The 13658-nt window shown below is 74.6% G+C and carries 1 pseudogene; it reads left to right on the top strand.

Annotation, left to right across the window (positions count from 1 at the left end):
- Window positions 1-13658, top strand: a pseudogene (locus UW392_RS64190) (hypothetical protein); the annotation flags it as partial.

The following is a 13658-nucleotide window of genomic DNA, read 5'->3' as shown; positions in this document are numbered from 1 at the left end:
CCGCCCAGGCCGCCTACGACGCCCGCCGCACCCAGCTGGACGCCCTGCGCACCACCGCGGAGAACGCCGCCACCGAGTTCCACCGGGTCCGCGCCGCGACCGACCGGCTCACCCGCTGGCACCAGCTCGCGGCCACCCCGGGAGGCCGCGAACTCCTCGGCGACCTCCCCGAGCCGCCCCCCGTCACCCACACGCCGCAGCCCGCGCCGGCCGCCACCCGGCCCCGCACCCCCGCGCCCCGCTACCTCCGGGACACCGACGGAGCCCATCTCACCTCGCCCGACCGCACGTCGTACACCCTGCACGACGTGCCCCGGGACGGCGAGGCGTTCTTCCACGCCCTCGCCGAGGGCCTCGCCCGGACCGCCCCCGGCCTCCTCGCCGAGCACGGCATCGACCCGGCCGACCCCACGGCACCGGCGGCGCTGCGCCGGCTGGTCGCCGCCCGGCTGGCCGACCCGGCCGACGCCGACCTGCTCGCCGCCGTCGCCCCCGACGACGGCGACCGGTTCACCGCCGCCGAGATCGACGGCACCGGCCCCGTGCCGGACCTGGCCCCCGGCACGGCGGGCCGCCGCGAGTTCGACGCCCTGGGCGTCGTACCGCACGCCGCGGGCCTGACCGACGGCGCGCGGGCCGACCTGGCCATCGCCCAGCTCCTGCGCCCCGGCGACGCCGCCGACGACAGCGGCTGGAACCACGCCGCCGCCGACCTGCTGCCCCTGCTCGCCGCACGCACCTTCGGCATCGACGTGACCGTCGTCCGCGGCGACGGCAGCTACCTGGACTTCACGCCCGGAGCGCCCGGCGACCGGTCGGGTGACCCCGGCCGGCTCCGCGACCTCGTCGACGGGACGGGCGGGCCGCGCCCGCACCTCGTCCTGAGCCTGGACGACCGGCACTACCGGCTCGCCGTCCCCGACCTTGCGGTGCACGCGGCGCCGTCGGGCCGTCTGACGCCGGAGGTCACGGCGTCGCTGTACCGGGCGTACGCGGACCACCTGTTCGGCACGGACCAGGGCGCCGCCGACTTCGACAGCGTGTACTACACGTTCCTCGACGAGCAGGACGTGGTGACGCCCCGGCTGGCCGGGCACCCGGGACTGCGCCCGCAGATGCAGCGCTTCCACGACGAGCTGACGGCACTGCGCGCGGAGCGGGAGGCGGCCGCGACGCCGATCGCCCACCGCGACGGCGAGCCGATGCGGCTGTACCGCAAGATGACGCGGGCCGAGGCGGACCAGATGCTGTCCGGTACGCCCACGGCCGGTCTCGGCGCGGCCATGGCCTACAACCGGAGCGATCAGTACCGGAAGTTCTTCACCACCTCGCTGTCCCACACGAGCGTGTTCAGCAACGCGAACGCCGCCTCGAACGACGAGGTCGTGGTGGAGTTCACGCTGCCGTGGACCGACTACTGGAACTTCACGACCCGGTACGGGGTGCCGAACCAGCAGACGGGCGCGTACCAGGTGCGTGACTCGGCACTGGTGCACCAGGAGCGGCTGCGCACGGGCGCGGGGGCGAACTTCCGCTCCCCGGAGGACGTCACCGGTGTGGTGGCGGGCCGTACGCACCACAACATCGGCATCGGCCACGGCAACGCGGGCCCGTTCGGCAGGCTCGTGACCGGCCGGCGCGAAGGGCCGGCCGCCGAGGTCGACGCCGCGGCGCGGGCGGCGGCGGACGAGGCGCGTGCGGAGCTGCGGCAGCTCGCGTCGGACCTGGTGGACGCGAAGCTGGAGGCGGCGCGGCAGCGGGCCGTGCACGGCGGGCCGGCGGGCCTGGAGGACATGGGCCCGATCGCCACGGCACCGGTGCCGGACACGGCCGTGGTCGTGCCGGAGGCGGTGCGGCCGCCCGAGGCGGACGCGCTGGTGGCCGGTCTGTCGGCGCTCCCCGCCCCGGAGCTCCTTGAGGCCGTGGCCCGGCTGGGCGTCGAGCACCGGCGCTGGCTGGCCGGTCAGGACGGCTTCGTGTCGTCCGTCCGGTCCCGTCTGTCGGCGGACGAGTTCGCCGGCTTCGGCGCCCGGCTGCTGGTCGTGGTGCCGGGTGGGTCGGTGCGGCCGGTGTCGGCGCGCTGGGAGGCGTACGCGCAGGTGGCGCGGATGCTGCGGGACCCGGACGCGATGACGCGGCTGCTCGCCTCGGGCGCCGCGGTGGTGGTGCTCCCGCAGGACGTGCCGCTGGGCGCGGTGAGCTCCTTCGCCGGTCTGCACACCGCGGACGGCCACGGACTTGACGACCTGCGCGGTGCGCAGAGCGGGCTCGTCGCGGCGGTCCCGGAGGAGAACCTGCTGGGCGAGGAGACCCCGGTGGGCCCCGTGCCGCACCAGCCGGAGGGGTACTCGTCGGCGACGCACGAGGTGGCGCACCTGCTGCACGCGGCGGCGCTGACGGACACCGACCGGGAGCTCATCGAGCGGGTCTTCACGGCGAAACGGGACGCCGGGCCGGATGCCGCGTGGCCGGACGGCGTGCGCCGGGACGTGTCGGGGGTCGAGGCGGACAACTACTCCTCGACGGACGTGTTCGAGTTCTTCGCGCAGCTGAGCAACGCGTACCTGGGCACGAACCACGGCGTCGACGTGGCGACGGGCCGTCCGCGCAACAACGGCGCGGAGTGGGTCCGGGCCAACGAGCCGGAGCTGCTTTCGCTGCTGGAGCGACTGTACGGGCCGGATCCGCGGGCCGTGCACGACACCGCGGCCAACCCGGTCGCGGCCACGGCGGCGGACAACGCGCGCTACGAGGCGTTCCGCGACTTCATGACCGGCATCGGCGAGGGCGGCGAGGCGGAGACGCCCGCACCGCCGGTGGCCGGGCGGCCCGGTCCCACGCCGGGCCTGCCGGTCCAGGTCCACGCCGACCTGCACGCCGCACCCGCCGGGCAGATCACCGCGGACGCCATGGACGGGTACTACCGTGCGTACGCGCAGTTCTTCGAGACGGACGACGCGGCGGCCGACTTCAACAGCGGCTACTACGTGTTCGCCTACGCGCAGGACGTGCTCCTGCCCAAGGTGGCCACGCACACCGCGATGCTGAACCAGATGCGCGGGTTCCACGACCAGTTGGTGCGCATCCGGGACGAGCAGGCGGCGGCAGCGACGCCGATCCCCCACCAGCCCGGTGAGCCGATGCGGCTGTACCGGAAGATGTCGGCCGCCGAGGCGGCGCAGGTCCTGGGCAAGGCGCCGGCGACCGGCATCAACGCGGCGATGGCGTACAACCAGAGCGACCAGTACCGCAAGTTCTTCACCACCTCGCTCTCCCACACGAGCGTCTTCGAGAACGCGAACGCCGCCTCCGACGAGCAGGTGGTGGTGGAGTTCACCCTGCCCTGGGACGGCTACTGGGGCTTCGTCGGCAGGCACGGGACGCCGAACCAGCAGTCGGGCGCCTACCGGAACAAGACCTCGGCGCTCGTCCACCAGGAGCGGCTGCGCGCCGGGTCCGGTGCCAACTTCGAGACGCAGGACGACGTCGACGCGGTCCTCACCGAGCGGACGCACCACAACGTCGGTATCGGTCACGGCAACGCCCGTGACTTCGGCCGGCTCGTGACCGGCACCCGGCTCGTCACGCCCGACGCCGTGGACCAGGCGGCCCAGGACGCGGTGACCGCCGCCCGTGACGCCCGTCGTCCGCACATCGACGCGTTGATCGGCCGGCGGGTCGCGCCGCTGCGGGAGCGCGAGGCGGCCGCCGTGCACTCGGCCCCCACACCGGCCGCTTCCAGCGGTCCGGCGGAGCGGTTCACGCCGGAGGTCACGGCGGCGTTCCAACGCGCCTACGTGGACCACTTCTTCTCGGCGGACCGGACGGCGTCCGACTTCGACAGCGTCTACTACGACTTCGTCGACCAGCAGACCGTCGTCACCGGGGAGTCGGCGGTGGACAGCCGTCTGCTGCCGCGCATGCGGAAGTTCCACGCCGATCTGCTGGGCGTGGAGGCGCAGCGCGCGGCGGACGCGACCCCGGTCGCCCATCAGCCGGGTGAACCGATGCGGCTGTACCGGAAGATGTCGGCCGCCGAGGCGGCGCAGATCCTGGGGAAGGCGCCGGCGACCGGCATCAACGCGGCGATGGCGCACAACGCGAGTGCCGAGTACCGGAAGTTCTTCACCACCTCGCTGTCGCACACGAACGTGTTCAGCAACGAGAACGCCGCCTCCGACGAGGAAGTGGTCGTCGAGTTCAGCCTGCCGTGGGACGGCTACTGGCAGTTCGTCGGCAGGTACGGGACGCCGAACCAGCAGTCCGGTGCCTACAGGATCAAGGACTCCGCCCTGCTCAACCAGGAGCGGCTGCGCGTCGGCGACAGTGTGAACTTCGAGTCCCGGGAGGACGTCGACGCGGTCCTGGGCGGGCGGACGCACCACAACGTCGGTATCGGTCACGGCAACGCCCGTGACTTCGGCCGGCTCGTCACCGGGACCCGGCAGGTCTCCCCGCAGGAGGTCGCGCAGGCCGCCCGGGCGGCGAGGGACGCGCTGCGGCAGGACGGTCGGCGGGCCGCCCACGCCGTCCTCCAGCAGCGGCTGGACCGGGCCGGGCTCCACGGAGAACCGCTCGGCCCGGTGGGGGGCGTCGCGGAGGGTCCGGTCTCGGACGCGACCGTGGACGTACCCGAGGCCGTACGGCCCGAGAACGCCGAGGCGCTCGTCGCGGAGCTGTCGGCGCTTCCGGCGCCCCGGTTGCTCGACAGGCTGTCCCTGCTTCCGGCCGGGCACCGCCGGTGGCTGGCCGGTCATGACGGCTTCGTGTCGTCGGTTCGTGCCCGTCTGTCGGTGGACGAGTTCGCGGGGCTGGGCGCCCGCTTGCTGGTCGTGGTGCCGGGTGAGTCGGCGCGGCCGGTGTCGGCGCGGTGGGAGGCGTACGCGCAGGTGGCGCGGATGCTGCGGGACCCGGACGCGGTGACGCGGCTGCTCGCCTCGGGCGCTGTGGTGGTGGTGCTGCCGCAGGACGTGCCGGTGGGCGCGGTGAGCTCGTTCGCCGGTCTGCACGGGGTGGACGGCCGAGGGCTGGACGGGCTGCGCGGTGCGCAGAGCGGGCTGGTCGCGGCGGTCCCGGAGGAGAACCTGCTGGGCGAGGACACCCCGGTGGGCCCCGTGCCGCACCAGCCGGAGGGCTACTCGTCGGCGACGCACGAGGTGGCGCACCTGCTCCACACCGTCGCCCTCACCGACGCCGACCGGGAGCTGATCGAGCGGGTCTTCGCGGACAGGCGTGCCGCCGGGCCCGACGCCGTGTGGCCGGACGGGATACGGCGCGACCGCTGGGGCCTGCCCGCCGACAACTACTCCGCCACGGACGCGTTCGAGTTCTTCGCCCAGCTCAGCAACGCCTACCTCGGCACGAACCACGGTCATGACGCGGCCACGGGCGGCCTCCGCAACAACGGCGCGGAGTGGGTGCGCGAGAACGAGCCCGAGCTGCTGCCGCTGCTGGAGCGGCTGTACGGGACGGACCCGGAGGCCGTGCACCACACCGCGGCGAACCCTGTGGCGGCCACGGCTGCGGACAACGCGCGCTACGAGGCGTTCCTCGACTTCATGACCGGCATCGGCGAGGCGGCCGACGGTACAGCGGACGACGCGGCCACGGGCGGTCGCCGCGAGGTCGTCACCACGTCCGCGCCCGCCGCGCCCGTGCACGCGGCGCCCACCGAGCCCGCCAAGCGCGTCACGGTGGAGGCGATGGAGGCCTACTACCGGGCCTACGCCGCCTTCTTCGACACCGACCCCGCCGCCGCCGACTTCGCGAGCGGCTACTACGTCTTCGCCGCCGACCAGGGCGTCTTCACCGACCGGATCGCCCTGGACGACAGGGTGCGCGACCAGCTCGGCGCTTTCCACGCCGACCTGGTCCGCGTCCGCGACGAGCAGGCCGCCGCGGCGACGCCGATGACCGGTGCCCCGGACGCCCCGCTGCGCCTCTACCGCAAGATGTCCACGGCGGAGGCCCGCGACTTCCTCGACGCACGGACCCCGCAGGCCGGGTTCCGGGCGGCGATGGCCTACAACCGCAGCGACCAGTACCGGAAGTTCTTCACCACCTCCCTCTCCCACACCAGCGCCTTCACCAACGACAACGCGGCCTCGGAGAACGAGACCGTCGTCGAGTTCACCGTGGAGCAGAACGGCTACTGGCGGTTCGTCCGCGACCACGGCACCCCCAACCAGCAGGCCGGCGCCTACCAGGTCGCCGACTCCGCGCTGCTGCACCAGGAGCTGCTGCGCACCGGGGCCGCGGCCAACTTCCGGTCCCGCCAGGACATCGACGCCGTACTGGACCGGCGCACCCACCACAACATCGGCATCGGGCACGGCAACGGGGACGCGTTCGCCCGGCTGACGACCGGCATGCGCGAGGTCACCCCGGCCGAGATCACGCAGGCCGTGCAGGACGCCGACACCGCCGCCCGCGCGGCCCGCCGGCCGCTCGTGGACGCCCTGATCCAGCAGCGGATCGACGACCTGCGCGCCCGTACGGCCGTGCACGCCGCGCCGTCCGGCACGCCCGGCACCGGCCCGGTCTCCGGCCGCTGGTCCACGCCGCTGTCCTCGTACGTCACCGGGTACGGCTCCGAGTACGACGGCCATGTCGGCCTCGTGCACGTGGAACCGCTGCCCGCCGCCGTCGTGGACGGGCTGCACCGGCAGATCCTCACCGCGCTCGGCGTCACCGGCCGCGTCGCCGACGACCACCCGACGCTGGTCCGGCTGCGGGAGACGCTCACCGCCGAGAACCTGGCCCGGGACCTGCCGTACCTGCGCAGCAGCCGGGGCGCGCGGCTCACCGTCGAGCACGAGGGCCGCGACCGTGTCGTGGACGTCCGGCTGGGGCTGCGCACACCGGTCCGTTCCGGGCGGTACGGCGAGAACAGCGTCGTGGACCCCGAGGGGCGGGTCGAGCGGCGCGGCATCGGCAGCCAGGAGTCCTCGGCCACGGCCGGTTCCGGCACGGTCCGTACCGTGCCGGTGACCTGGACCGGCCTCTTCCCCATCGAGGCGGCGGGGCCGGTGCGGTACCTGAGCGGCGCCCTGGCGCTCGCACTGACCCACAACCGGTACACGGCCTCCACCACCGTCACCCAGGTGGTGCAGACGATGACCGCGCAGCGCAGCAACGAGCTGTCGCAGCCGGTCGAGTTCACCTCCGGCTGGCAGGTCCGGGTCGACCCGCCCGCGCAGTCCCCGGCCGGCGGCTGGGGCACCGTCGGGTCGCACGGGCCGGTCACGGTCTGGTTCCCCGAGCACCTCGCCGTCGACCACGAGGGCGAACTCGCCGTCCCCGCCGGCCTGGACGACCTCCCGGTGTGGGGTGTGGACACCGTCCGCGAGCCCGCGCGACTCCTCGCGGAGGTGCACCGGAACTTCGCCGCCGACCTCGGCCGGCTGTCGGACTCCTCCGCCGACGAGCTGGCGGCGTTCCTGTCGGAGCCGGTGCTGCGCGGCACCCTGCCGCTCCAGCGCGGCGGCGGCCTGTACTCGCCGACCCTGCTGGACCGCGACGGCAACGCCATCGGCATGCTCAAGGTGACCACCGAGGTGGAGCCCGGCGACCCGACGCACCGTTCCCTCGACGGCAAGATCAACCTTGAGGCGCACGTCGCCCAGTCCGTCAAGGTCGACAGCTTCGCCAAGCTCACCAGCGGCGCCGCCCTGGACGGCAGCTTCGGCCCCGCCTTCACCGGCGACCACGCGCCGGGGCATCCCGACGCGAACTCGGTGGTGTCGGGCACGCTGGTCGGCAAGGGCGGCGTGAAGTGGCAGACCAACGCGTCCCTGTCGTCGGGTGGTTCGGCCACCATGACGCACTCCGTGCGCAGCAACCGCAGCCACCTCCTCGCACCGGCCCGCGTCACCCACCGGGTCACCCTGGTCCGGGCGCGCGGCGGCAGCACCACGCACACGTTCGGCCCGTGGGACGACGGCATGCGGCTGCGGATCCTCTCCGCCGCCGACGCGCAGGGCACCGAGCACGCGCCGGACGCGCCGCAGCGCCGGCTGCCCGACGAGCTGGAGGACCTGCGGAGCCTCGGCGTGTCCGCCGCGCCGCTCGACGTCGCCGGTACGGAGCCGCTGTTCGAGCGGGCCGAGGCCTGGCTGCGGCGGGAGGGCTTCCTGCCGCCGCTCGAAGCGGCCTCCGGATCGCTGTTCGACGAGGCCGCCGTGCAGGCGCGACTGGCCAACCTGCGGCGCCTGGAGCAGGCCCGCTCCGGGGTCGGCCTGCGGGCCTCCGTCGACGCCATGCTCGACGGCGGCCACGCCCTGTGGTTCGAGCTGCCCCACCACACCGGGGGCACCCGCCGGGTCCAGCTGCGGCTGTCCGCGTTCTCGGCGCCTCGTGGCACCGGGACGGGCCCCGCCACCGGCTCCCGGCACCGCCGGACCCTGCCGGACGTCCAGGTCATGGGCATCTCCTCGTTCTCCGTCGGCGGCACCGAGGCCGGCGGGTACGCGTACGGCTGGCAGGTCGGCTTCGGCGGCGGCCCCTCCGGCCCGCTGGGCACCGACAACCCGTGGCTCCTGGGCGGCACCGGCGACTACACCTACGCCCGGCAGACCGCGCACACGGCGACGGTCGGCTCCGGGGTCAACCAGGACCAGTTCTTCATCGGCAGCGGGCAGCCCACCGAGGTCTTCGACGTGCCCGCGCGGTTCGCCCTCGACCTGTACGAGGGCCCGGGCGCCGACCCCGCCGTACGCTTCGCCGACCCGGCCTCCGACCCCGACGCGGCGCCCGCCGAACCCGCCGACGTCGAGCGTCCGGCCGAACCCGCCGCCCCGCCGCCCCGCACCGTCGGCGGGCACCTCACACTCGCCGTCCCGCAGCACCGCACCGTCGAGGTCGGTACGGAACGGCAGACGGTGCCCTCCCACCGGGTGCGGGCGGTCAACGCCGCCGACCGCGCGCGGCTGGCCCTCACCGGCCCGGACGGCAAGCCCGTCGACGGCGTCGTGCGGCTGCCCGACGACGCCGTCATGGACGTGGTGCGCGGGACCGGGGCGCTGCTCGACGCGTTCGGGCAGATCGTCACCAACACCTACCCCGGCCACCCGGACCAGGGCCTGTTCGACACGTTCAAGCAGGCCGTCACCGAGCGCGTCCCCGAGAGCGTCGCCAAGGCGGGCGGCCACCTGTCCGGCGCCGTCACCGGCCCCGACGCCTCCGCCGCCGTCGACCAGAGCGCCCTGTTCACGGAGGCCCTGCGCAGCGCCCTCAGCCCCGCCAACCTGGTCGGCCGCGGCCACCAGATCTTCAAGGGCGGGTACGTCGTCGAGGGCCTCACCCTGCCCGGCGTAGGCGCCGACCACGAGTTCTCCGTCGAGATCCAGGGCTACCTGCACCACGCCGAGCACCTGCACAGCGCCAAGCAGTACCTGGAGACCGACATCGGTGCCACGGACACCGCCCAGCAGCAGGTGGCGTCCAGCTCGAGCCATCAGGGCGCCCTCAGCGGCACCTCGCGGCAGCTTCCTCCCACGGTGCCCGAGGGCGAGCCCGCGTCGACTCCGGCGGCCGCGTTCAACCCGTCCGCGCGGTACGCGTACTCCCGCCGTACCGACGAGACGCACACGCTCGGCTCCAGCACCGGAGTGACCCGTACCCCGACGGAGAGCGGCACGCTGCACCGTATCCGCGGCGGCTCCACCCTCCTCCTCACCGTCCGGCACGGCCGCCGCAACCTGGTGGGCAACACGCTGGGGCTGACCGGGTCCGATCCCGTCACCGTCGCCGTGGACCTGCCGCACGGTGCCCAGTTCCTGATGAGCGACGCCCAGCTGGCCCGTGACGCCGAGTGGTTCTCCGACCTCGACGACCTCTCCGTGCCCGCCCGGCCCGAGGCGACACTGCCCCTGCCGGACCGTTTCGCCCGTACCCGCGAACCCGGCCTCGCGGGCATCACGTCGGTCAAGCAGCTCAGCGACGAGGGAGCCCTGCGGCGCGACCGGCTGCGCGCCGAACTGACCGCCCTGGTCGAACGCGAGGCACCCGGCTCCACCCAGCCGGGTCACGCCTCCTACCTGCCCGGCGTCATGGCGCGGATCGCCGACCTGACCACGCCCACCGCGCTGCGCGCCCTGCCGGGGCGTGGCCCCGACGGTGTCCAGCGCTTCCACTTCCGGCACGTCACCAAGGGCGGCGCCCGGCTGGTCGAGGTCACCCTCGACGCCCGCCCCGTCCAGGACACCGCCGGGTTGCGCACCGTGCGCGGCAGGCCCGCGGGCAGCGGCACCGGACAGGAACAGGTCCACGTGCACGCCCCGGCCAACACCTCCAGCGCGGTCGCGCACACGCGCCAGCACGCGGGCGCCTTCAACCCGACGACCCGCTACATCAGCCCCGCCGACGACACCCGTACCGACCGCACCGGACCCCTCGGGGCCTTCACCAGCACCCGTACCGACACGGCGAAGAACACCACCTCGGCCGAGGACCGCTTCTGGATGCGGACCGACAACGCGGCCGACTTCGACGTGGCCTACGAGTACACCGCCACGGTCCGCTCCGAGCTCGTCGCCGACTGGCCCCTCGACCTGCCCGGCGGCATCATCGAGGCCGGCGTCCTCGCCTACTACGACGAGGACGTCACCTTCACCACCTGGCTCGACCGCATGCTGCACGGCCGTCCCGCCGCCACGGCGACGGTGCCCGCCCGGGTCACGATGCGCTTCACCGGCAGCGAGGCCGCCGACCCGCCGGCCCCGGCGCGGCCCGTCCAGCCCGCCGTCTCGGCCGTGCACCCCGTGTCGACGCCGCCCACCCATACCCAGCCGCACATCGCCGACGGCCAGCGGATCGTGCCGACCGGCCCCACCCCGGTGTTCCACTTCAACGGGTACGCCGAACTCGCGCAGGCGCTGCGCACCGTCTCGCCCCGGCTGGCCGCCCAGTGGCAGGCGACCTCGACGTCCGGTTCCGCGGAGGGCGCCGCCGTCCGCATCGGCGAGCTCATCCAGGCCGGCACCATCGGGCTCGACCTGCCCCGCGCCGCCGGGGTCACCGAGAGCCTGCCGGGCGCGTACCCCGGGGCGCTGGAGCCCGACGCGGCGCCCAGCCTCCACATCGAGCTGCGCAACCCGCGCCGCATCACCGACGCCGGCGACGTCGCCCTGGACCGGCTGCGGCTGCCCACGCTCTCCGCGACCACCTCGCTCGTCGCCGGCGCCACGTCCGCCGCCGCCGTCCAGTTGGCCTTCGAGGCGGACAGGAACCAGATCCTCGGCACGGGGGTGCCGCTGGTCTCCCGCCAGCCGGTCACCCAGGGCCAGGGGTCCGCCGTCACGGGAACCCGCCGCGAGTGGTTCAAGACCGGCGGTACCGCGCAGCCCGCCGACGGGCGTGGCACGCGCAGCTACGAGACGATGACCGACGTCGTGATCACCGTCAACGGCCCGTACGGCACGCTGTACGTGAGCGGCAGCGCCGAACTGCGCCTGACCGAACGGGACGTACTCGGTTACGGCATCACCGACGCCCGTACGGATCCGCAGGTGTACGACCTGCGGTCCATGCTCGCCACCCAGCCCGAGGCCGACCTGCGCGACTGGACCACCCACCCCCTCGGCGACCTGCCGCGGGCACTGGCCGGCGCCCTGGACCCGAACGACCCCGCCGCGCAGCTCTGGCTGGCCATCGGCCCGGATCCGGACGGTGCCCTGCTCGCCCGCGCCCTGTACGCGGCCTCGCACACCGCCGCCCTCGCCGAACGGCCCGTCGAACTGGTGCTGCGTACGGACGAGGGGCTGCGGCACTGGCGGTTCACCGCGGACGGCACACCGCACAGCACCGACGCGGACTCGGACGCGGGCGCCCGCGAGGCGTGGACCGAGCTCGTCGGCCGCATCACCGCCCACGCCGACGCCCTCGCCGCGCAGGAGGCGGCCCGGCAGCGGGAGAGCGGCCTGCGCGGACCGCAGGCCGAGGCCCGCACCGCGTTCACCGCCGCCCGACAGGGCTTGGCCGAGGCGGAGACCGGGCAGCAGGCGGCCACGGCCGCGCTGACCCGCGCCGAGAACGCCGTCACCACGGCCCGGTCGCGGCGGGACGCCGTCAGGTCGGAACGCGACTCCCGGCAGGAGGAGGCCGGCCGGCTCCACGAGGCCCTCCTCGCCGTACCCGGCCGGATCAGCGAGGCGAACAGGCTCGCCGCCGCCGCGACCGGCGACATCAAGGCCGCGGACGCCCTCCTGGACCACCTCGCGAGCCAGGAGCAGGGCACCGTCCCGGAAGCCCGGATCCGCGAGGCCCAGGAACGCTCGGCCAGGGCGCACGCCAGACTGGACGCCGCCAACGAGCGCCTCGACGACCTCCGCGCCGAACAGCAGCGGCTGCAGACCGAGCTCGACACGGCCCGGACCGCGGCCCAGGCCGCCGCGGGCAGGCTCCCGGCGCTCGAGAAGGCCCTGGCCGACGCCGAGACCGCCGCCGAGGACGCCGAGACCGAGCTGGAGGAGGCCGACGAGCGCCTGGAGGAGGCCACCGAGCACCACGACGACCGGCGCACGCGCCTGCGTGACCTCAACCGGGCCGTGGTCGAGGCGCTCAAGGAGCAGTCCGCGCAGGCCGCCGTCCAGACCGACGCCGAACGGCGGCTGCCGGGTCTCGCCCAGGCCGTGGGCAACCGTCGGCAGAACACCGACGAGGGCCTGGTCAGCGTCCCGCTGTCGTCGCTGGCGTCCGCTCCGCCGCGCAGGCCGGGGGCGAACCCGGCTTCGCGGGCGGGCGCGGTGACGGGGCCGAAGGAAGCCCCGGCGGTCGAGGCGAAGCCGAAGCAGGCTCCGCAGCAGCCGAAGCAGGATGCGAAGGGCAAGAAGAAGGCCACGTCCGCCCCGACCACCAACACCGGCCCGACCACCGGCACCAACACCGCCGCGCCCCCGGCCGCCGGGCGCCCCCTGCGGACCGTCGCCAACGGCGAGTGCCTGCTGTTCTCCGTCCTCGGCAGCGCCCCGCGCCAGGTCCGGGACGCCGTCCCCAACCTGGCGACGACCCACCCGGAAGCCTTCCGCTGGCTCTCGGACACCGCGCAGGTCCGCGCGGACCTCGCGCGCCGGGCCCAGCACCACTCGGAGACCGGCACGCTGCCCTCGCAGCCCCGGGCCGAGGCGGCGGTCGCGGCCCTGCGTGAGCACGTGGCGGCCTATCTGCGGCAGGCCGCGCCGGCTCGTGCGGTACCGCACGAGGTCACCGGTCAGCTGCGGCAGTCCACGATCCAGGAGTTCGCGGACGAGCTGAACGATCCAGACACGACGCGTGAGGAGCTGCTGCGGCTGGCGCGCTGGCACGGGCTCGGTGACCAGGCGGCCCTGAGCGGGCTCACGGACGCGCAGTTGCGGGAGCGGCTGCAGGAGGCGTACCCGACCAGCACCGCGCCGATGACGCCGGACGAGTACCAGGAGCTGCTGGACGCGGTCGAGAACTGGGGCGATAACTGGGCGACTCCCTACGGTGAGGCGTTCCTGCCGCTGACGGCCCACGCGCTGGGCGTACCCTTCAGCCTTGCCCGCACCCTCACCGGCGGACGGAACGCTGTGGTCTCCCACCACGGGCCCCAGGCCGGCACGGGAGCCCATGGCGTGGAGATCTTCTACAACGGCAGCAACCACTACAGCGCCAGCGACGCCGTACCGGTGACTGGTACG

This window comes from Streptomyces sp. CRN 30 (assembly GCF_034105845.1).
This window is presented reverse-complemented; position numbering and strand designations above follow the sequence as displayed.